This window comes from Holophagales bacterium (assembly GCA_016719485.1).
In the GTDB taxonomy this organism is placed as follows: Bacteria; Acidobacteriota; Thermoanaerobaculia; order UBA5066; family UBA5066; genus UBA5066.
Genome location: JADJZB010000008.1, coordinates 1 through 21,140, shown reverse-complemented (window position 1 = coordinate 21,140; position 21,140 = coordinate 1). Strand labels below are relative to the sequence as shown.

The 21,140-nt window shown below is 67.2% G+C and carries 19 protein-coding genes; 14 read left to right on the top strand and 5 right to left on the bottom strand.

Annotation, left to right across the window (positions count from 1 at the left end; genetic code table 11):
• Window positions 1-50: 50 nt before the first annotated feature.
• The gene (locus IPN03_06505; protein ID MBK9373376.1) at window positions 51-1,196 is read left to right on the top strand and encodes an acyl-CoA/acyl-ACP dehydrogenase; all 1,146 of its coding nucleotides are present in this window, start codon (window positions 51-53) and stop codon (window positions 1,194-1,196) included.
• 92 nt (window positions 1,197-1,288) lie between these two features.
• Window positions 1,289-1,675 (top strand): cupin domain-containing protein, encoded by a 387-nt coding sequence (locus IPN03_06500; protein ID MBK9373375.1) that lies wholly within the window; start codon window positions 1,289-1,291, stop codon window positions 1,673-1,675.
• Between the two features lie 5 nt (window positions 1,676-1,680).
• Here IPN03_06500 and IPN03_06495 read toward each other — a convergent pair whose 3' ends face one another.
• Both IPN03_06495 and IPN03_06490 read right to left on the bottom strand, forming a co-directional pair.
• Entirely contained in the window at window positions 1,681-2,298 is a 618-nt protein-coding gene (locus tag IPN03_06495; GenBank protein MBK9373374.1) for a carbonic anhydrase, read from the bottom strand.
• Between the two features lie 5 nt (window positions 2,299-2,303).
• On the bottom strand, window positions 2,304-3,149 hold the full coding sequence (locus IPN03_06490) for a lysophospholipid acyltransferase family protein (protein ID MBK9373373.1): 846 nt from the start codon (window positions 3,147-3,149) through the stop codon (window positions 2,304-2,306).
• A 109-nt stretch (window positions 3,150-3,258) separates the two neighbouring features.
• Here IPN03_06490 and IPN03_06485 point away from each other — a divergent pair, with 109 nt between their 5' ends.
• The 12 genes from IPN03_06485 to IPN03_06430 all read left to right on the top strand — a co-directional run bounded on the left by IPN03_06485 (window position 3,259) and on the right by IPN03_06430 (window position 13,541).
• On the top strand, window positions 3,259-4,098 hold the full coding sequence (locus IPN03_06485; protein MBK9373372.1) for a hypothetical protein: 840 nt from the start codon (window positions 3,259-3,261) through the stop codon (window positions 4,096-4,098).
• Window positions 4,099-4,213: 115 nt separating this feature from the next.
• The gene (locus IPN03_06480) at window positions 4,214-4,690 is read left to right on the top strand and encodes a 4Fe-4S dicluster domain-containing protein (protein ID MBK9373371.1); all 477 of its coding nucleotides are present in this window, start codon (window positions 4,214-4,216) and stop codon (window positions 4,688-4,690) included.
• A gap of 12 nt (window positions 4,691-4,702) precedes the next feature.
• A complete protein-coding gene (locus IPN03_06475) occupies window positions 4,703-6,553 on the top strand; it encodes an aldehyde ferredoxin oxidoreductase family protein (GenBank protein MBK9373370.1) in 1,851 nt (616 codons plus the stop codon).
• A gap of 17 nt (window positions 6,554-6,570) precedes the next feature.
• On the top strand, window positions 6,571-7,824 hold the full coding sequence (locus tag IPN03_06470; GenBank protein MBK9373369.1) for an NAD(P)/FAD-dependent oxidoreductase: 1,254 nt from the start codon (window positions 6,571-6,573) through the stop codon (window positions 7,822-7,824).
• Complete coding sequence (locus IPN03_06465; GenBank protein ID MBK9373368.1) at window positions 7,821-8,075, top strand: MoaD/ThiS family protein; 255 nt, start codon at window positions 7,821-7,823, stop codon at window positions 8,073-8,075. Before IPN03_06470 ends, IPN03_06465 begins: the two co-directional genes overlap by 4 nt.
• 24 nt (window positions 8,076-8,099) lie before the next feature.
• Entirely contained in the window at window positions 8,100-8,357 is a 258-nt protein-coding gene (locus IPN03_06460) for a hypothetical protein (protein MBK9373367.1), read from the top strand.
• Between the two features lie 353 nt (window positions 8,358-8,710).
• Window positions 8,711-10,846 carry a tetratricopeptide repeat protein gene (locus IPN03_06455; GenBank protein ID MBK9373366.1) on the top strand — a complete coding sequence of 712 codons (2,136 nt, stop codon included), beginning with the start codon at window positions 8,711-8,713 and terminating at the stop codon, window positions 10,844-10,846.
• A gap of 56 nt (window positions 10,847-10,902) precedes the next feature.
• A complete protein-coding gene (locus IPN03_06450) occupies window positions 10,903-11,193 on the top strand; it encodes a hypothetical protein (protein MBK9373365.1) in 291 nt (96 codons plus the stop codon).
• Window positions 11,194-11,255: 62 nt separating this feature from the next.
• The gene (locus IPN03_06445; protein MBK9373364.1) at window positions 11,256-11,903 is read left to right on the top strand and encodes an NADPH-dependent F420 reductase; all 648 of its coding nucleotides are present in this window, start codon (window positions 11,256-11,258) and stop codon (window positions 11,901-11,903) included.
• Between the two features lie 10 nt (window positions 11,904-11,913).
• Entirely contained in the window at window positions 11,914-12,801 is an 888-nt protein-coding gene (locus IPN03_06440) for a hypothetical protein (GenBank protein ID MBK9373363.1), read from the top strand.
• A 96-nt stretch (window positions 12,802-12,897) separates the two neighbouring features.
• The gene (locus IPN03_06435) at window positions 12,898-13,194 is read left to right on the top strand and encodes a nucleotidyltransferase family protein (GenBank protein ID MBK9373362.1); all 297 of its coding nucleotides are present in this window, start codon (window positions 12,898-12,900) and stop codon (window positions 13,192-13,194) included.
• Window positions 13,191-13,541 (top strand): DUF86 domain-containing protein, encoded by a 351-nt coding sequence (locus tag IPN03_06430; protein MBK9373361.1) that lies wholly within the window; start codon window positions 13,191-13,193, stop codon window positions 13,539-13,541. Before IPN03_06435 ends, IPN03_06430 begins: the two co-directional genes overlap by 4 nt.
• A gap of 598 nt (window positions 13,542-14,139) precedes the next feature.
• Here IPN03_06430 and IPN03_06425 read toward each other — a convergent pair.
• The 3 genes from IPN03_06425 to IPN03_06415 form a co-directional block, all read right to left on the bottom strand.
• Window positions 14,140-14,517, bottom strand: coding sequence for a hypothetical protein (locus tag IPN03_06425; GenBank protein ID MBK9373360.1), 378 nt, complete (start codon window positions 14,515-14,517; stop codon window positions 14,140-14,142).
• Between the two features lie 268 nt (window positions 14,518-14,785).
• Window positions 14,786-18,493 carry an RHS repeat-associated core domain-containing protein gene (locus IPN03_06420; protein ID MBK9373359.1) on the bottom strand — a complete coding sequence of 1,236 codons (3,708 nt, stop codon included), beginning with the start codon at window positions 18,491-18,493 and terminating at the stop codon, window positions 14,786-14,788.
• A gap of 121 nt (window positions 18,494-18,614) precedes the next feature.
• Window positions 18,615-20,456: a hypothetical protein gene (locus IPN03_06415; protein MBK9373358.1), complete on the bottom strand. Its 1,842-nt coding sequence runs from the start codon at window positions 20,454-20,456 to the stop codon at window positions 18,615-18,617.
• Window positions 20,457-21,140 lie beyond the last annotated feature (684 nt).

The following is a 21,140-nucleotide window of genomic DNA, read 5'->3' as shown; positions in this document are numbered from 1 at the left end:
TCCTGTTTTTGGACTGTTTTCACGCGGCTGCCGGTCCCAATCTTTGCTCCATGACGATGACCGCCAGCCCCACCGCAACGAAGACGGGAACCGACTGGGCCCGGCTCGCCCGTGAGATCGGAGACACGTTCGGGCCCTCTGCCGCCGATCGCGACCGCAGCGGCGAGATCTCACTCGAGGCGTTCGAGAGCCTTCGAAAGACGGGAGCGACGAGCGCCCTCGTGCCGGTCGAGTTCGGCGGCGGCGGCGCGTCGCACGCCGAGGTCGGCGGGCTCCTGCGCGAGCTCGGACGGCGCGACCCCTCGACGGCCGTCGCGTTCTCGATGCACTGCCACCTCGTCGCCGCGCAGGTCTGGCGGCACCGCCACGGGGTGGACGCCTCCGCGCTGTTTCGCAAGGTCGTCGCCGACCGTGCCGTCCTGATCAGCACGGGAGCCTCGGACTGGGTCGCCTCCAGCGGCAGCGCCCGGCGGGTCGAAGGCGGCTACCGGGTGAACGCCCGGAAGTCTCCGGCGAGCGGGTGCGAGGCCGGGCACGTCCTCGTGACGAGCATCCGCTGGGGCGACGCCCCTGACGGTCCGAAGGTGCTGCACTGCGCGGTGCCGTTCGGCGCCGAGGGCGTCCGCATCGAGCGGACGTGGGACACGCTCGGTCTTCGCGCCACCGGCTCCCACACCGTGGTGCTCGACGAGGTCTTCGTCCCCGATGCCGCGGTGTCGCTGATTCGCCCTGCCGACCAGTGGCACCCCGTCTGGAACGTCGTGATCGGCGCGGCGATGCCCCTCATCCTGTCGGCCTACCTCGGGATCGCCGATGCCGCGGTCGAGCTGGCGCGGGACGCCGTCGCGGGGCGTCCCGCGCCCCACACGTTCCAGCTGCTCGGCGAGATGGTCAACGCCCACACGACCGCGGCCGACGTCGTCGCGGCGGCGTACCTGGACGCCGACGACCTCAGGTTTGCCGGCACCGACGATCTCGCGAGCCGCACGCTCGCCCGCAAGACGGTGGCCACCGGCGCGCTGATCGAGACGGTGCGTCTCGCGATCGAGGTCGCGGGCGGCGTCGGCTACACCCGCAGCTCCGACCTCGAGCGGCTCTATCGCGACGTCCACGGCTGCCTCTTCCACCCGCTCCCGCGCGCGCGACAGACCACCTTCACCGGGAGGGTGGCGCTGGGCCTCAGCCCGGTGGAGTGAGAGCCCCGTCCGCGAGGGTCTCGCTCGCCCCCGGTGCCGGGAACGCAGGCGCTCCCGGCGAGCCGATCACGACGAAGAAGGAGAACGACACCATGCGAATCGCCAAGCGAGACATACCGGTGCGCATCGACGTCCCGGGCGCCGTCGCCAGGCAGAAGACGGACTTCGGCGACGCCACGGGGTACGGCGCGATCAGCGGCGAGTACTTCTCGCTCGGCGCCGGCACGGACATCGCACCGCTCCTCCAGGGGCTCGAAGGCGACCTGTGCCACGCTCCCCACTGGGGCTACGTCCTGCGGGGCCAGCTCACCGTCACCTTCGCCGACGGCACGCAGGAATCCCCCGTGGACGGCGACCTCTTCTACTGGCCGCCCGGACACACCGTGAAGGTGGGCGCGGACGCCGAAGTCATCCTGTTCAGCCCGCAGCGCGAGCACAGCGAGGTCATCGACCACATGCTGAAGAAGATGGCCGGCTGAGGCTGCTACTCCTCGAGAAACCGGACCACGCCGGTCGAGAGGCTCAGGACCGCGCCGACGAGCTTCATGATCCCTTCGGCCTCCCGTGCCTGCGCTTCGGGCGTCGCGCGGATCCGGCGCAGGGTCCACCGGACGTTCGCTTCCACGGCGGCGTGCATCCGCTCGTCCAGCGGGGCCTCGGGGTCGATGCCGTCCAGCGCCGGCAGGATGTTCTGCAGGAGCTCCTCGATCCGGCTGCGATCGCGCGCGCCGTGGAACTTCACCTGCAGGGCGGCGTGGACGGCGCCGCAACCCTCGTGGCCGAGGACGACGAAGAGCGGCGTCTTCAGGTGCGTCCCGGCGTACTGCATCGTGCCGGCCACCTCGGGCGAGAGGACGTTTCCCGCGAGGCGGACGATGAAGAGTTCGCCGAAGCCGGCGTCGAAAACGAGCTCGGGGGGGACGCGCGAGTCGCTGCAGCCCAGGATCGTCGCGTAGGGTTGCTGTCCCTTCGCGAGCGCCGCGAGGACTTCCTTCTGCACGGTGGGGAAGCGCGCGTCTCCGCGGACGAAGCGCGCGTTGCCGTCGGCGAGGCGCGCGAGCGCCTCTTCGGCCGTGTAACGGGGACCCGTGTCGTGACTCATGCCCTTCACCCTCGAGTTTCGTCGCCGGCCGCGCGCCCCTCGGGCGCCCCTTTCCACCGGTCGTGCAGCCAGAGCCAGCTGTGGGGCCGCCGCCGGATCGCCTCCTCGATGAGACGCGTAAACGCGGCCGTGTCCTCCTCGACGTTGCCGGTCACGGAGAGAGGGTCGTGGAACCGGCAGCCGTGCCGCCCAACCCCTTCCCGCCAGTACTCGAGGAAGGTGACGTCCTCACCGGTCTTCGCCGCGGCGACGGCGAGAGACGGGGCGGTCAGTGCCGGCCTTCCGAAGAACGGGACGGGGATCCCGCGCGTGAGACGCTGGTCGAGGAAGAAGCCGATCAGCTGGCCCCGGGCGGCGAGCTCGTAGATCGTCGCCATCGAGCCCCGCTTGTTCGGCAGGATCTCGAGGCCGTAGCCGGTGCGCACCTTCTCGAGGAGCGCCGCGAGGGCAGGGGCGCGCGGAACCTTGACGACGACCGTCGAGGGGACCCCGGTCCGCCTCACGAGAAGCCCCCCGATCAGGTCGTAGGAGCCGAGGTGCGTCGCGAGGACGAGAGTCGGCCTTCCTCTCCGGGAGCGTTCCACGATCTTCTCGACGCCGTCGATCGCCAGGGTCACGGTCCCCGGCCGGTGGAGCTCGCGGAAGAGCTCGAAGTACCCGAGGATGATCCCGCGCAGCATCTGTCGCAGCGGCGGCCCGGGGACGAGCCCCGGAAGGGCCGCCCGGAAGTTCGCCACCGCGAGGCTCCGGCGCACCGGAATCGCGGTCCACCAGAGCCACGACGAGAGCCACGAGAGCGCTGCTGCGAGCGGGAGCGGTGTCCGGGCAATCAGCCAGACGGCGAAGGACATGACGCCCGCATCATAAGTGGCCCCAAACAGGCGGAAGCGCGCCGGAGGGATGGACCTCCCCGGGTATAGTCCGCGCAATCCGAACCGGGTCAGACGAGGAGGTCCGCCGATGACGCTTGCAGACGATCGAAGGGACATCACCTCGCTCGCCCCTCTCGAGAGGCGTGTCACGATCGCCGTCGACGCGATCCTCGCCGTCGCGACGACGGTCGTCATCCTCGCCTGGATCCTCGGGCGGCCCGTCCTCTACTCCCCGTCGTCGCCGGTGATGTCGCCGTTCACCGCGTTCTCGCTCCTCGTCCTCGTCCTCGTGCGGCAGGGCCGACTGCACGACAGGGACTGGCCGGTGGCGCTGAACTTCGCGATGACGGGCCTCGTCCTCGGAGGGAACGTCGCGTCGATGGCCATGATCGCGCTCATGCCGTCGAACGTCTGGGTGAGCTTCTCGGGGGTCGTCCTGACGTCGGCGATGACGTCTCTCGGCCTGGTCCTCTTCTGCCTCTACGACCTCGTGATCGTGACGAGGGAGACGCCGCAGTCGCCATTCCTGCTGGACGACCTGCTGCTCCACCTCGCGCTCGTCCCCGGCGGGCTGAGCCTCCTCGGGTACCTCCTCGCCAACCCCACCTACCTCAGCGTCCACGGCGACCCGCGGGTCGGCATCTCGCCCCTCGAGATGGGCTTCATGGCGCTTTACGCGGTCGTCGCCGTCGTCTCCAACCCGCGGCTCTTCCTGTGGGGCTTCCTCGCCGAGAACCGGACGAACCGGCTCGTCTTCGCGGGGCTCTTCGCGAACCAGTTCGTCGCGCCCCTCGTCGTCGCCCTCGTCTTCTCTTCCCGCGGCACCAAGGGGCCCGGGATCGAGCTCTTCGTGATGCTCGCGGGCGTCGTGACGACCGTGTCGTTCCTGCTCCTGCAGGCCCGCGCCCTCCGCCGCCAGCCGGGCTGACGCGGGCCGCGACGTCTGCCGAACCCTCGGAGAGGAAAAGAGGGCCCTTCCGCCGTCGCTGGAACTATGATTTCCAGTCGTCGGTCCGGCACGGACTCGACCGGAGGTGCTCTCGATGCAGAAATCCCTCCACATCGACCCCAACAAGTGCACGGGATGCCTTCAGTGCGAGATGGCCTGCGCGTGGGAGAAGTACGGGAGCTTCACCATCGCGAAGTCCCGCATCAAGGTCTTCACGTTCCACCACGAGGGGCGCTTCGTCCCGTACACCTGCACGCAGTGCGACGAGGCCTGGTGCCTGATCGCCTGCCCGGTGGACGCGATCAAGCTCGACCCCGTCACCGGCGCGAAGATCGTTCTGGAGCCCACCTGCGTCGGCTGCAAGGTCTGCACGATCGCCTGCCCTTTCGGGACGATTAACTACGTCGCCTCGACGGGCAAGGTGCAGAAGTGCGACCTCTGCGACGGCGACCCGGCCTGCGCGAAGGCCTGCCCGACGGGCGCCATCACCTACGTGGACGCGGACTGGACCGGCCTCGGGAAGATGCGCGCCTGGGCCGGGAAGACCGACACGACCGCGGCGACGGCGTAAGGAGAGACGGACATGGCCTGGACCCGAAACGTCCTCCGCGTGAACCTCACTGCCGGAACCTGCACCCCCGAGCCCCTGAACATGGCCTGGGCCCACGACTACCTCGGCCAGCGGGGCCTCGCCACGAAGTACTTCGTCAGCGAGGTCGACCCGAAGGTCGACCCGTTCGCCCCCGAGAACGAGCTCATCTTCGTGACCGGGCCGCTCACGGGGACGATGGCCTCCACCGGGGGCCGCTACTCCGTCGTGACGAAGGGCCCCCTTACGGGCGCCATCGCCTGCTCCAACTCCGGCGGCTACTTCGGCGCCGAGCTGAAGTTCGCGGGCTGGGACATGCTCATCTTCGAGGGCGCCTCGCCGAAGCCGGTCTACCTCCTCCTCACCGACGGGAAGGCCGAGCTCGTGGACGCCGCTCCCTTCTGGGGGAAGACCGTCTGGGAGACCGAGGAGGGGATCAAGAAGGCCCACCAGGACCCGCAGATCCGCGTCGCGGCCATCGGCCGGGCGGGCGAGATCGGCGTCCTCTACGCCGGCATCGTGAACGACCTCCACCGGGCCGCCGGGCGGTCCGGCGTCGGCGCGGTCATGGGGTCGAAGAACCTCAAGGCCGTCGCCGTCCGCGGCACCCGCACCGACTCCTACCCCCTCGCGAACCCGAAGGCGTTCCTCGCGGCCACGGAGGCGGCGAAGAAGGTCCTCGCGGCGAACGGCGTGACGGGCCAGGGGCTCCCCACCTACGGCACCCAGGTCCTGATGAACGTCATCAACGAGCTGGGGGCGCTCCCGACCCGCAACCACCGCGACATCCAGTTCGAAGGGGCGAATGACATCTCGGGCGAGGCGATGCACCGGAAGCGCTCCACCGACGGCAAGGCGAACCTCGTGACGAACGGCGCCTGCTTCGGCTGCACCATCGCCTGCGGCCGCATCTCCCGGATGGACCCCGGCCACTTCACCGTCAAGGACAAGCCGCAGTACCAGGGCGCCTCCGGCGGCGTGGAGTACGAGGCCGCGTGGGCGCTCGGCGCCGCGAACGGCGTGAACGACCTCGAGGCCCTCACGTACGCGAACTTCCTCTGCAACGAGCACGGCTTCGACCCGATCTCGTTCGGGGCGACGGTCGGTGCCGCGATGGAGCTCTACGACCTCGGCATCCTGACGAAGGACGAAGTCGGCTTCGAGCTCCCCTTCGGCTCCACCGAGGCGATGGTGAAGCTCGCGGAGCTGACGGCCCGGGGCGAGGGCTTCGGCAAGGAAATCGGGATGGGGAGCAGGCGCCTCTGCGCCAAGTACGGCCGCCCCGACCTCTCGATGACCGTCAAGGGGCAGGAGTTCCCGGCGTACGACGGCCGGGGCCTGCAGGGAATGGGCCTCGCCTACGCCACCAGCAACCGGGGGGCCTGCCACCTGCGCGGCTACATGGTGTCGCCCGAGGTGCTCGGCATCCCGGTGAAGATGGAGCCGCAGGCCACCGAGGGGAAGGCCGCCATGCTGAAGGCCTTCCAGGACCTCACCGCCGTGGTGGATTCCGCGGGCATCTGTCTCTTCACCACCTTCGCGTGGGGGCTCGCCGACATCCAGCCGCAGATCCAGGCCGCCTGCGAGGGCGACTGGTCCGCCGAGCGGCTCCTCCTCGTCGGCGAGCGGATCTGGAACATGGAGCGCGAGTTCAACCTCGCGGCGGGGCTCACGAAGAAGGACGACTGCCTCCCGCCGCGCCTGATGAAGGAGGCTGCGAAGACCGGCCCGCAGAAGGGGGCCGTCTCGAAGCTCGACGTGATGCTGCCGGAGTACTACGAGGTCCGGGGCTGGACGGCGGAGGGCATACCGACTCCCGGGACGCGCAAGCGCCTCGGCGTCTGATCGGGACGGGGTCTCGCGTGAGGCACGTCATCATCGGAAGCGGTCCCGCCGGCGTGATCGCGGCGGAGACCCTGCGCAAGGCCGATCCTTCCGCCGAGATCACCCTCCTCTGCGGCGAGGGGGAGCCGCCGTACGCGCGGATGGCGATCCCGTACCTCCTGAAGGGGGACATCGACGAGGCGGGGACCTTCATCCGCAAGGACCGGGACCACTACGGGCGGATGCGGATCGACCTCGTTCCGGCCCGCGCCCGGGCCGTGGACACGGCCGCCCGGGTCGTCGACGTCGGCAACGGGCGCGGCCTTCCCTGGGACCGCCTCCTCGTCGCGACGGGCTCGAGGCCGAGCCGCGAGAAGATCCCCGGCATCGACCTCCCGGGCGTACGCACCTGCTGGACCCTCGAGGACGCCCGGGCCCTCCTCGCCGGCATCCGGCCCGGCACCCGCGTCGTGCAGATGGGAGCGGGGTTCGTCGGCTGCATCATCATGGAGGGGCTCCTCGCGCGCGGCGCGGACCTCACCATCCTCGTCCGCAGCAGCTACATGGTGCGGCGGATGATGAACCCCACCGCGAGCGGGCTCATCCGGCGCTGGTGCGAGTCGAAGGGCGTGAAGATCCTGACCCGGACCCAGCCGAAGGGCCTCGCCGCGAGCGGAGCCGCCCTGAAGGTGGACCTGGGCGAGGGGCGCACCCTCGACGCGGACATCTACCTGAGCGTCGTCGGCGTCGACCCGAACCGGGAGTTCCTCGCGGGCAGCGGCGTCGAGATCGGGCAGGGCGTCGTCGTCGACGCAAACCTCCAGAGCAGCGTCCCCGGCGTCTACGCGGCCGGCGACGTCGCGGAAACCCCGGACGTCGTCACCGGGAAGCGGCAGCTCAACGCCATCCAGCCCAACGCGACCGAGCAGGGCCGGACCGCGGCACTGAACATGGCCGGGCATTCCACCCGCTTCAAGGGGAGCTTCGTCTTCAACGTCCTCACGACGCTCGGCCTCGCCGCGTCCTCCTTCGGCGAGTGGCAAGGCGTGCCGGGCGGGGAGTCGGCGGAGGTGCTGGACGAGTCCCGGTACCGCTACCTGAACCTTCAGCTCGACGGCGACCGTCTCGTCGGCGCCAACTGCGTCGGCTTCGGCGATCACGTCGGCGCCTTTCGGGGGCTCATCGAGGGGCGCCGCCGGCTCGGGGCCTGGAAGAAAAGGCTGATGAACGACCCCGCGCAGGTCATGCAGGCGTACGTGGAGACGGCCGTGCCGGCCTGCGGGGCGGGATGAGGATTGCCCTCAAGCTCTTCGCGTCGCTCACCGAGCGCCTCCCACCCGAGTCGCGCGCCCGCCACCGCGTCGAGCTGGAGGTCGAGGAGGGCGCCACGGTCCTCGACGTGATCCGGCGTCAGGGGATCCCCGAGGCGCAGTGCTTTCTCGTCCTCGTCGACGGCGCGTGGGTCGCCCCGCAGGATCGCGCGGCGCGCGTCCTGTCGGAAGACCAGGCCCTCGCCATCTGGCCTCCCGTCGCCGGCGGCTGAGTGGTCTTCCGCAGAAGCCTGGAGATGAGCCTCCTCAGGGAGGAGTTCTTCCGGCTCCTGCCGGCGGCGGTGCCGTCCTGGGAGGTGGACGGCGACACGGTCCGGTGGTCCGAGAGGGGCCGTGGCGGGACGATCCGGCTGATTCAGATCGAGGATCGACGACTGGGCAGCGTCGTCGTTCCGCGTCACCGTGTCGAGATCGCCCTCGAGGAGTTCGAAGAAGAGGAAGGGGAGACCTTCATGGCCCGGTTCCTTCGCGCGTTCCTGCGCGGGGGCGGGTAGCGGGCCCATCCCGACGGCAAGAAGGGCCGTTTGCCCCTCGCACCTTCAGACACCGAATCCGCTCCACCCGGCGGTCCTCCGCTGGCGGGAGGGTGCGAAGATGGGTCCACAACCTGCTGCCGCACCGGTACCGTGGAACGGTGTGAGACGGCGCGAACCGGAGGGACACGATGGGAGACAAGGGCGGCAAGAAGGACAAGGAAAAAGGCCAGAAACAGAGCGACGCCAAGCATCAGCAGCAGGACAAGGCGAAGAAGGACAAGCAGCCGAAGAAGAAGCTCGGATAGGAGCCCTTCCCGCTCCGGCTTCCTTACCCTGGCGCACCGGCGGGACATAATCGCGCTCGACACCCGATGAGCCTTCCCGCCGGCACGCAGCTCGGACCCTACGTGATCCTCGCCCCGCTCGGTACGGGAGGGATGGGAGAGGTCTACCGGGCCACCGACTCCCGGCTGGGGCGGGAGGTCGCGGTGAAGGTCCTGACCCGGGACGCCGGCTCCCCGGTGAGGCGCGAGCGCTTCCTGCGCGAGGCGCAGGCGGCCTCGGCGCTGAACCACCCCGGCATCGTCACGGTCCACGACGTCGGCCGCGAGCAGGGCGTCGACTTCATCGTCATGGAGAGGGTCGAGGGCCGGACGCTGCGCCAGATCCTCGACGCCGGGCCCCTGCCGGTGGACGAGGCGCTCGGCTACGCGAGGCAGGCCGCGGCGGCGCTCGCCGTCGCGCACGCGGCGGGCATCGTTCACCGCGACCTCAAGCCCCAGAACCTGATGGTCACGCCGGGAGGGCAGCTGAAAGTCCTCGACTTCGGCCTCGCCTGCGTCGAGTCCGGAGTGGTGGACTCCATCGGCCCCACGAAGGAGCGCCTCACCGAGTTCGGCACGGTCGTGGGGACCCCGGGATACATGTCGCCGGAGCAGGTCGAAGGGAAGCCCGTGGACGCCCGCACCGACGTCTTCTCGCTCGGCATCGTCCTCTACGAGATGCTCACGGGGAAGGCTCCGTTCGGAGGCAGCTCGGCGGCCGCCGTCCTCTACGAGATCGTCCACCGCGTGCCCGAGCCGGCCGTCCGCCTGCGGCCCGGCCTGGGCCGCCACGTGACGGACGTCCTGGACGCGATGCTGAGAAAAGACCCCGCGCAGCGCCTCGCGGACGGAGGCGAGGTGCTGGCAGCCCTCACCGGCGCTCCCCTCCGCTCGCGGACCGGGCGCCGGGGCCTGGCGTGGGCCGTCGCCGCCGCCGCCGCCGTCCTCATCGGATGCGTCGTCGTCGTGGGCCTCGCCTGGAGGGCGCGGCTCCCTTCGAGCCCCGAGGTCCGGACGGCGGCGGCCTCCGCACCCGGCAACGCGTACGACCGCTACCTCGAGGGCCTCGAGCTGGTGAAGCGCTGGGACAAGGGAACCAACCTCGACGACGCGATCCGCCTCTTCCGCGAGGCCGCCGCAGAGGACCCCGCCTTCGCCCTGGCTTTCGCGCGTCTCGCCGACGCCGAGCGGATCAAGTACGCGTTGACGCGCGACAGGACCTGGCTCGACGCGGCGGGCAGGAGCGCCGACGAGGCCGTCCGGCTGAATCCCGGCCTCGCGCCGGTGCAGGTGGCCCTCGGGCGCATCCACGGGATGCGGGGCAGCAACGACCTCGCCTTCGCCGCGTTCGAGCGCGCGCTCGCGATCGACGCCAACGACCCGGAGGCCAACCAGGCGATCGCCCGCCAGTACGAGCGCCTCGGACGGCTCGAGGACGCCGAGGCCTCCTATCGAAAGGCTCTCTCTCTCGACCCGGAGAACCTCTCCATCCTCGACGCGTTCGCGAACTTCCTCTTCCGGCAGGGGCGTTTCGAGGAGGCCGTGCGCGAGTGGCGGGCGGTCATCCGCCTCGCCCCCGACAACGCGGCCGCGCTCGTCAACCTCGGTTCGGCCCTCAGCGAGACCGGCCGGTTCGCCGAGGCGATCACCCTGTACGAGCGGGCCGTCTCGCTGAAGCCGAGCACCATGGCCTACTCCAACCTCGGCACGGCCTACTCGCGGGCAGAGCGCTACCCGGAGGCCGCGGCCGCCTATCGAAAGGCGCTCGAGCTCGACGGCGAGGACTGGCTGGCGTGGGGCAACCTCGCCTACGTCTCCTCCTGGATGAAAGGGATGGACGCGGCGGCGGTCGAGGCGTTCGAGCGCGCGATCCGGCTCGCCGAGGCCGAGCGGAAGGAGAGCCCGCGGGACGCATCGCTCCACAGCCAGCTGGCCCTCTACTACGCCAAGACCGGAGATCGCCGGCTGTCGCTCCAGCGGCTCTCCACCGCGCTCACCCTCTCCCCCGGCACTGGACAGATCCAGGCCGACGCGGCGGAGGTCTACGAGCTCTTCGGGATGCGGGAGAAGGCGGTCGCCGCCCTCCGCAGGTCGCTGGATCTCGGCTTCCAGCGGCAGCAGCTCCTGCGCAACCCCGAGCTTTCACGGCTTCTCGAAGACCCGCGCATGAAGACGCCGAGCTGAGCCGCACGCCGATTCCCGTAAGCCGGCAAAGCGGTTGGCAACGGAAGGAGAACGACATGGCGACGAAGAACATTTCCCTGGACCCCGGAGGCCCCAACCCCGCTCGTCTGACGGGGTGCAAGCCGGGCGACAAGATCGTCTGGACGAACAACACCGGCAAGACCATCACCGGTTTCACACTTCCCACCTGTGTCTCCCCGCAGAAGAGTCCCGCGCCGATCGACAGCGGAAAGCCGACGCAGAAGTACACCGTCAACAAGGGCGCGAGCGGCGAGTACTCCTACTCGTACGTCACCCCCGATAAGGCGAAGGGGACGAAGAACGGGACGATCGACGTCGGGTCCTGAGGACCACATCCGGTTCCGGGTCAGCGGGACCGGAGACGTGCACCTGTGACACGATCTTGCTCATGAAGACGATCGGACTCATCGGAGCGGGACACATCGGAAGCCAGGTCGCGCGCCTCGCGGTGGCGCACGGCTACGGCGTGCTGATCAGCAACTCGCGCGGCCCCGAGACGCTCGCGGCGCTCGTGCGGGAGCTCGGCCCCCATGCCCGCGCCGGCACGACGGTCGAGGCGGCAAGCGAGGGAGACATCGTCGTCGTGACGATTCCTCTCAAGAGCATCGGCAGCGTGCCCGTGGAGCCCCTCGCCGGCAAGGTCGTCATCGACACGAACAACTACTACCCCGAGCGCGACGGGCAGATCCCCGCGCTCGACGACGAGTCGACGACGACGTCGGAGCTCCTGCAGGCGCACCTTCCGACATCGAAGGTGGTCAAGGCCTTCAACCACATCTATGCCGCGGAGCTCACGACGCACGGGCAGCCGGCGGGCACGCCGAACCGCCGCGCCCTGGTCATCGCGGGCGACGACCCGTCCGCGAAGGCCACCGTCACCCGGATGCTCGACGCGTTCGGCTTCGACACGGTCGACGCGGGCCCGCTGAAGGAGGGTTGGCGGATCCAGCGGGACACGCCCGGCTACGGACCGCGGCGCAACGCCGAGGAGCTGCGGAAGGACCTCGCGGCGGCGAAACGCTATCGGGACCTCTGACGCGAGCCTCATGCGGCCCGCCACGCTGGCCCTGCTCCTCGCCCTGAGCCCGTCCCTCCTCTCCGGCCAGCCTCTCGCCGAGCGCACCGCCGCGCTGGGAACGACCATCGTGACCACGTCCGATCACACGATGTTCCCGCACCCGAAGCGCGCGAACGGGTACGTGTACGAGGGGAAGACCTACCCGGCGGACCGGCACTACAGCGATCGGACCGTCGTGATCTTCGTCCCGAAGGGCTTCCGTCCCGGCGAGACGACCGACATCGTCTTCTACTTCCACGGGTGGTGGAATAACGTGGACCGGACGCTCGCGACGTTCCGGATCGCCGAGCAGCTCGGCGCGAGCGGCGTCAACGCCGTCCTCGTCCTCGCCGAGGGGCCGAAGGACGCACCCGACTCGTTCGGCGGAAGGCTGGAGGAGGAGGGCGTCTTTTCGGGCCTCGTGGCCGACGTCCTCGCCACGCTGAAGGACAGGGGCGTGATCGAGAAGCCCCGCCCCGGCTCGATCGTCCTGACGGGGCACAGCGGCGCCTTCCGCGTGATCTCGTTCATCCTCCTCAGGGGGGGCCTGACGGCGAACGTCCGCGAGGTCTACCTCTTCGACGCCCTGTACGGGCAGGTGGAGAAGTTCGCGTGGTGGGTCGACCACACACGGGGAAGGCTGGTCGTGATCCACACCCCCGGGGGCGGGACGCGAGCACAGACGCTCGATTTCATGGACGACCTGCGGGCCTGGGGAGTTCCCTTCGCAGAGGTCCCGGAGAGCGCCGTGACCGCCGAGCTCCTCAGGAAGAACCGCCTCGTCTTCATCGCGTCGCCGCTCGCCCACGACGACGTCGTCGCCGCAGAGGAGCAGCTGCGCAGGTATCTCGAAACAGGCGCGCTGGGCCGGCGCTGAGGGGTCGGGAGCGTCATCGACGGGTCGATCGTCGACGACGCACCGGTCGCATTCCTTCCGGAGCGTCGGAGATCGGGCTGGTACGATTCCTGTGCGATGACGCGTTGGACGCTGGCGACCCTGAGGGAACGGCGCGACGAGATCCTGGAGATCGGCCGGCAGCACGGCGTCCGGATGATCCGTGTCTTCGGGTCGGTCTCGCGAGGCGACGCCACCCCGGCCAGCGACGTCGACTTTCTCGTCGACCTGGAGCAGGGGCGCAGCCTCTTTGACCTCGGTGGCTTCGTGGCGGACGTGCAGGATCTCCTTGGATGCCGGGTCGATGTCGTGAGCGCGCGGGGCCTCCGGCCGCGCTTCCGGGACCGGGTGCTCCAGGACGCCGTCGCCCTGTGAGAAGGGACCTCGACCGTCTCCGCGACATCCTGGAGGCGATTGAGGCTATCGAGCGCCACACCGCTGAGGGCCGGGAGCGGTTCGAACGGGATGAGCTCGTCCGGATCTGGTGCCTGAAGCACGTCGAGATCATCGGGGAGGCCGTATCGCGGCTCTCCGAGGACCTTCGCTCCCGTTACGCCACCGTCCCCTGGCGGGGGATCATCGGAATGAGGAACACGCTGGTCCACGGCTACTTCGACGTCGACTGGGACGCTGTCTGGGCGGTGGTCGAGAACGACCTCGGAGCTCTCCGTTCGGCTGTCGAGACGATCCTCGAAGCCGAGAGGGAGCGGACGCAGACCTGAATTGACTGCGGAAGGGTCGATGGCTCCGCGATCGGTCAGGCGCACGACAGCTGAGACCGGACGGCCGAGCGCGAAGACCCCGCAAACAGTGGCCTCTCAACGGGAAACGCCGGCAGGGCTGCCGGCGCTCGTCGTTAACCGCTTGCCGGGATCGAGCTAGCGGGGAAAGTACGATGGTTACGCAGCAGAGCGGCTGGATGAACCGTTCTCTCAGAGGCGGAGGCCGAGATTCAATTCGTTCTCCGTCCTGAAGTGCTTTCCATTCTTTTGGTTGCGCTCCTGGGCGACCTCTTGGGGAAATAATCGGACCTCGCCTGGCGAATGGCCGACCGGCTGCCTGATCGAAGACGATAGTACGGGCCGCGACCTGCGGGCCTGGCTAAACCAGAGTTCGGCGGCCGCTGCGCGGCTCGCTTCGCGAGCCCCGGACCCGACCCGGTCCTCGGCCCGTCCTCTTCTATCGGGGAGATGGAGAGCCATCCTCCCGCGTGGGGAGACGACGAGGAACGCCCGGAAGAACACCGGGGCGCACCCGAAAGCGCGCCCCGTCGTTCCGAGATCAAGGACTCAAGACCTCATCCCGTGCGGCGGCGGCGTTTCAGCCCGATCGACGAAGCGCCGCCAGCCCAGGAAGAATGAAGAACCCAATGGCGGTGGCTGTAATCGCCAGCCCGCCGACAATGTCGCCGTCCCGGATGACATCGACCGCAACGTAGCTCAATAGCATCGCATACAGCGAATTCGCCAGGACACCAAGAACGCGTCGCAGCTTCCGCTTGTGGAACGCGAAGTAATGAAGACAGCCCGCAAGGCTAGCGAGGAGCATCGCTGCTGATGCAATACCGAGTCGCTTCTTGTCGAGGATCGCGAGAACTCCGATCCCTAAGGAAAAGACTCCAAATATCAGCAAGATGAATGTATTAAAGACAAGCCATGCATTCGTCGACGGTAGCCGCGTTGAGCCCAAACGCAACATTCCCACTCCTTTCATCCGCCTTCGTGCCGTCCGGAGTCGGCCGAGAGCCTCCCTGCCACGACACGACTCGTGCCAATCGCGACGGGCGGATTGAGAAGCCCGAAGCCGAACGGGACATGTCTATACGCGAAGGGCATGGCCACGTGGTCGCCCCCCGGTTCGGACTGCGAGAGGATCATCGCTCCCCATGCCCTTGAGACCGGGCGGGAGCCGCAGACCGATAAGCCCGCTACGCTCAATAAGGACTCCGCCCAGAACAGCAGACGCCTCACTTCCCCCCCCCGCTGATCTTCCGATTCGCCCCGCAGTCAACTTCCTGCCCGTCGCAGGCGACGCTGTTCGGTGGAGGAGTGTCCGCAATGAGGCCTAATGCGCCCATCCCTTCGACCAAGACCTCCTGAAAGAGTGATCCTGTACCTGAAACTGCAACACCAAGGAACTTCTCGAGTCCTTCCATGGTCCCCATGGCTGCCGGCAATGAGCCTGCCATCTTCTCCGCCCCCGCCGAAAGCGCAACATCGCCTACGCCAGTGAGCGCTCCCGCCGCGACGCCGCTGACCGCACTTACCGTAAGCTGGTCGGCCAACTGGCCAGCCTTGATCCCGTTGACTAGCGCTCCGGCGGCAACTCCAACGACGTTCGCTCCGAATTTGGCAAGTGTAGTTTGAGCGCTCACGCCACCGGTGATGGCACCGGTCACAGCGGAGCCGGTGACACCGGTCCAGATGCTGTAGTTGGGATGGTCAAACCTTATGAGACCGTTGAGTATAACCCGGACTCCAGCACCGACGGCCGCGCCGAGGAGCGCAGACTTGGAAATCTGCACGATCCGAGCACCGACGCCGGCCGCGACGAGGGCGGTCTTGCCGTCGGGGTCAATGTACTTGACCGGGTTGTTCAAGCCATAGGCGTACCTGTTGAGGCTCTGCGGGTTGAACAGCGAGAAGCTGTTGGCCGGATCGGGTCTCGTGAACCTCCCCAGCATCGGAACGTACGTCCGAGCGCCCATGTTGTCCGAGACAGGGAACTGCGCTCCGTCGATTCCGGTGACGTGCTGCCGCTCGTGCCCCGCGAACCGATAGCGCTCGCCGCCGCTTCCAGAGATCTCGTTGCCGAACGAATCGAGGCGGGAATGGAAGAGCACCTGGCCAGTACGGGAGAAGCGGGTCCGCGTCGAGCCGAGATGGTCGAGGGCCCAGAACGCAGTCCCCTGCGAGTCTGTGCGGTCATACGTGACCATCGCCCACGGGCCAATGCGAATGTAGTCCTTGCGGAAGCGATCGGCCCACTCGCAGTCGTACGAAGTGCAGTCGCAGGTCTGAGTCGGGTCCGCCTTGTAGTCCGTGAGCATCTGACCGCTCTCGTCCCGAAGATGACCCAGAAAGACTTCCGTATTGCAGTAGAGGCCATCGCCGTAGAAGGTCAGCGAGGTCGCGCCGCGGAAATCGGGAGCCCATGCGGAGATAGCGGGCGGGTTTCCCGAATAGGCTCCGGGCGGATGCACATTCTCCGCCTTGGTTAGTCCGTCGGGGTAATAGTCGCGGGCGACATTCCGGCCCGCGAACGTATCAAAGATGAGATCCCCGCGGCTGTTCGAGATCATTCCCGCCGAAGCGAGCCGGTTCGTGCTCCGGCTGACGGGCCGATCTACCGGGTCGCCGGTGTTCGTGACCCTGGTGAGGTTGCCGAACCCGTCGTAATCGCGATCCTGCGTGTCGTTCTGCCCTGCCCTGGCCGAGATCACATCCCGGATCAGACGACCACGCGAGTCGTAGACAAAAAGGTCGGTCGCGAGACCGGAGCTAATTGAGACGATGTTCCCCACGGGGTCAAAGGCGTAGTTTCGGGTCTCCACTGCCGGGTTGGTAGCGACAGGCCCTCGGAGATCCCACGTCTGCAAGCGAGACATCCCTGACTCATCCCGCGGGGTGGCGAGTGAGAACACGCGGGCGGCCCCACCGTTCGAGGAGATCACTGTCGAAGCGACGGACCCATCCGCGTTGTAGCTGAGTGTGCCGGTGACGTTCTCGACAGTCGTTCGTGCCAAAGGGTTGCGAATCGCGGCAGTAATCCCGGTTAGGAAGCCCCGGTTGTAACCGTAAGTGACCTCGGTCGGGAAGCCCTCGTCGCGACGGGGATAGACGATCTGCGACAGACGACCGGCTCCGTCGTAACGGTACTGCCAGCGGGCCATGCCGGAGGGGTTCCACGGATCGCTCAAGAGGCGGGTAGCGGCAGCGCTCTCCGACGCAACCATCTGTCGAACGGTATCCATGCCGTCCTCGACCTTCCTGCCCTGGCTCTCGAAGTATCGCTCGAAGGCGATCTGGGTCGGTGTCTTCCTCTTGGTCGCGGAATCGAGCGCCTGAATCGCATTCGGCGGGACTGTCGTCGACGAGAAGCCCAGCCAGTTGTCGCCATGTTGGCGGAAGCTAATCCGTCCTCCGGGACCGCCGTAGTGAAGGAAGTCCGTGAAGCCGTACCAACCGAGATCAACGGTCCCTTCGTTCGTGAGCAGATGATTCGCGCGGATTGCAAAGATGAGCTTACCGTTGCTCCGACCCAGGTCGTATCCGTACCTTGCGTCGTACTCGAAGATCTCGTACGCAGTCGTGGGGTTGCCGTTATACAGCCAGGAGGAGGGTTCGCTCGCCCAGGCGGAACTTCTATGGCGCCCGGCTACGTCATAGACCCTCGAGATTGAAACGCCTCCTTCATTCGTGCGCAGCGGGTTGCCGCGAGCATCCCGCGCGTAGACGGTGAAACTCGTGGAGGGAAGCTCTGGATCGGTACTGGAGACCAGCCAGCCGAAGTCGTCATACAGGCGAGTGCGGACCTGGGTGATGCTCGAGCCCGGCGTCGCGTTTGAATCGGACCCGGGCTTCCGAATGACGACCAACCGTCCCACATGATCATAGCGATACGTCGTCGTTTCGGCGGGGTTCATGGCTGACGCGCGATCGGCCTTGGTCGCGGCAGGCTCCGTCAGAGCGACTATCCGGCCCATGAAATCCCGTTCGATCACGGTAGTCGTGGTGATGGCGTCGGTCGGCGGGTTCTCCGGTACAAGCGTCCGTGTCGATTCCTGAGTCCACCAGCCCCAGTAGGTGTTCGTCTCCTCAGAGCCGTCGGCGAGTCGGCTCAGCGTGGCCCGATCAAGAGCGTCGAAACCGAGGATAGAACTCCCGCGCGGAGTAGAGACCGCGCCGGGACCGCCGGATATGGTGAACTGAACGTTGAGAGGGTCGTCACACAGGTTTCCAACACCGGGATCGCCATTTCTCCACCACGCCGTCTGCCCGACCGCGTGTCCCGCCGCGTCCCATACGGAGACGCGGCAAGACCAGCCCCCATCCGGCATGAGCTTCCGCTCCGCAGTCGGGCGCGCGAGCTCATCGAAGAACGACTCCTGACGGCTCATCTCGGTGTTCGTAGTATCGAACTTGAGCCGGACAACGTTCTGCCTGCCGAACGAAACCGTCTCGGGTCCCTCTCCGGGCGGCTGAACCACGACGACCCTTCCCAGGAGGTCGTACGTCGTCGTCGTCGTGAGCTGCGGGGAGACGTCCGCATACGAGAGGCGCCCGTCGGTTCCTCTCTCTCCGATGACCTTCCCGACGGGGGCTATATCCCTGTCGACAGCGTAGAAGCCGGTGGTGTCGCGCGCTGCCTTAAGCGTCCCGTACCCGTAGTAGAACCAACGCTTGTAGGTGGAGGTGAGAGGCGTCGCGTCGAGAGCGCCGGTTAGGGTCTCTGTCACGGTCTTGGCGAAGCCGAGATTCGAACATGCCGTAGAGAGACTGCCGGTCGCGAGGCACCGGCCGCTGGCATCCACCCCCTTCTCAATCACGCGGCGCAGCGTTCGGGTCTTGGTGATGCCGCTTACGACGTCAGAGGAGACGATCTGGTGTGCCGTCCGGAAGCCTGTCGTCGGGTCGTACTCGAAGGTCTCGGTAGTCGAGAGGTTCATCGTCAAGTCAAGCTGGGTATTCCGTGTACGAGAGGTTGTTTGAGTGAGAGTGGAGCCAAGCACCCAGCGCGTGCCAGTGGCGCTGTCGGAGATCAGGTTGCGATAGGTGGACTCCTCGCGCCGGAGCTCAACGTTTCCTGACCCGGAGTGCGGTTGCGGACCTGGCGCCCCAGGCCGTCACACGAGTGGCCTCGCGGGTATTGTGATCAAAGCCGGCTCCGGTGCCGATAGGAGGAACTGACGAGTCGCGGGGGCCATCGAACTCGTAGGAATAGGAGATCGTCCGGAAGGGAGTCGAATTATCGAGCGTCTCGGGATCAGGGCCATCGGCCCGGACGAAGTAGTCGGAGGTCGAGAGCGGTCGTGCGTAAAGAGCGGTGTTGCGTATCTGATCGGACTCGGCGAAAACAGTTCGACTGACCCTGAAGTTCATCCATGCGCTCTCGCAAGGTGACCAGACGTCGACTCGAAGGCGGCAGTTCTGCTTCGAGGACTCAGAACAGGCGTCTTCAACCGCGTAGCTTCGGGAATAGGACGTGCGACTGACCTCGGTCGTCAGGGCACCGCCAGCGGCAGTTCGAATCTGTCGCTCAGATTGACGAGCGACGATGCCGTAACTGAAGTCCTTCTTGAAGCCGTCATCAATCGGCTCGCCCGTGTAGGAGTAACGCGACATTTGCCGCGTCCAATGGAGTATCTGTCCGTACTCATACCGGACGGTCCCTCCGGAAGGCACTTGAACGGCGGAGAGTCCGCCGGCACCATACGAGAAGGCGTAGCTCATACCCTCCTGCGTCGGGAGCGTAGGCAACGTCAGGCTGGTGAAGCGCGGGGCGAGAAGTCCCACATGCTCGTGTGCCAGGGTCCACGTCGCTGCCTGCCACCCGCCATATCCGTCAGACGCTGCGGTGGGAGTGAGGATGCGCGCGAGCCGTGGTGCCCGAACCGGCGGAGAGCCCGAATCGGGCAGGTACAGAACCGTCTCGACCTCGAATCGAAAGACGACAGACGCGAAGAGAGGAGAGTGGGGCGCACCCGGAGCAGACTGGAAGGCGCGATAGGGGATGGCGTCCCACTGATTTGTCGGCACCCCAAAGGCTTCAAGGGGATGGAGCGGGGTGCCGGGTGATCCGTCGCCGTAATACTGAATGGTGTACTGGTTTCCGAACAGGTCGCCGACAACGGTGGCGTGATGGGAGGGTTCCGTGTCGGCGAAATCCAGATCGGTGCGCGGCGACGTGCCGAGGATCGGGTATCTGCCGCCGCGAAAGCCCATCACGCGGAATGTGCCGTCCGGGAGGTAGACAGTCGGCTTGCCACCATGTTCGGGGTCAATTGGGTCGAGCCGGAGATAGCTCGCATCGTGGCTGTAAGCGAAGCAGTGACCCGAGCCGTGCGTTGCCGGGTCGAAGCACTTCGGCGGATGAGTGGCCTCGCAAGCAGGATCGTCAACGTCGCAGGTGCCTTCCTGGAACCGGTCGTAGAACTCGTGAACTCCCCCGTCGGGATCCTCGTAGGCCCATCCCGTCCTGATCTTGCCGTCAACGGGCGAATCAGTCGTGGCTTCCTCCGGGGCCGCCAGGCGCTCGCAGTCGAAGCTGCCAGCGCGGATCGTAGTCTCGACGCGCGTGAGGCGACCGAAGTGCAATCTCCAGCCAGTGCCGATGGCACGGTCGCCCGTCGGGAACTCGAGATTGTCTTTGCAGACTCTCCACATTCGTTCCGAGTGACTGTTATAGACCAGGGCGGGCGCTATTGAGAGCTGGGGGCCAACAGGGACGGCCCCACCGATGGGGATGCGATAGTGGAGGTTCCCGTTGAAGAGATTGATGTCATCTGCTCCAGCGCTCGAATAGAGAGTCTCCCCTCGAATCCCTGTCGCACGGTTGGGGTGTTCCTCCTGGCTGAAGGCGAAAGGGGCCATGCTGGCCGAGACGAGCAGACCGACGACGAGAAAACGGTGCTTCAAGAAAGCTCCTTTCATGAATTGGCGAGCAAGCACTTTACGCCAGAAGAAGTCGCTATCGGCTGACGGAACAACGTGAACTCGGAAGAAACGAGTGCCAATCTGACGTCGAGAAACAGGGCAAGTAGGGTCCGGAGGGAAAGAGCAGACAGCCGGGTGGGCGGCGAGAGGGAGAGATGGGGCCCGAGGCTCTGCTCCGCAGAGATCGACGACGCAACCTTCGTTCGGGAGGCAGAGGCATCGACTCGTGGATCGCAGGACTTGCGTAGACGAGAAGGGAGAGCGAAGGCCGCGAACGTCGGGTCGTGAGCTGAATCTGTACCGCCGAGGATGGTCCCTTGCGGAGGCGCGAAGCAAGGGAGACCAGACAGGATGCCGGGGAAGAACGAGAACGCAGTTAACACACTCCTCACGGCCTCCCAGGTCTTCCGACAGGGAAGGACGGCGCGACTCAACAGTCATCCGCCATAGGTAAGCTCCGCGAGACCCGGGCTTTTACAACAGCCCCCGGCAACTTTCTTACGGAAGGCACTACCGGGGAACGCAGCAGAGGGTGAAGGCCGCATGTGGCGCTCGACAGAGGACCGGGGAGGTCCCCCTGTCGCCGAGCTGCTCGGCGCGAGCGGCGCCTACCGCGTGATCTCGTTCATCCTCCTCAGGGGGGGCTGACGGCGAACGTCCGCGAGG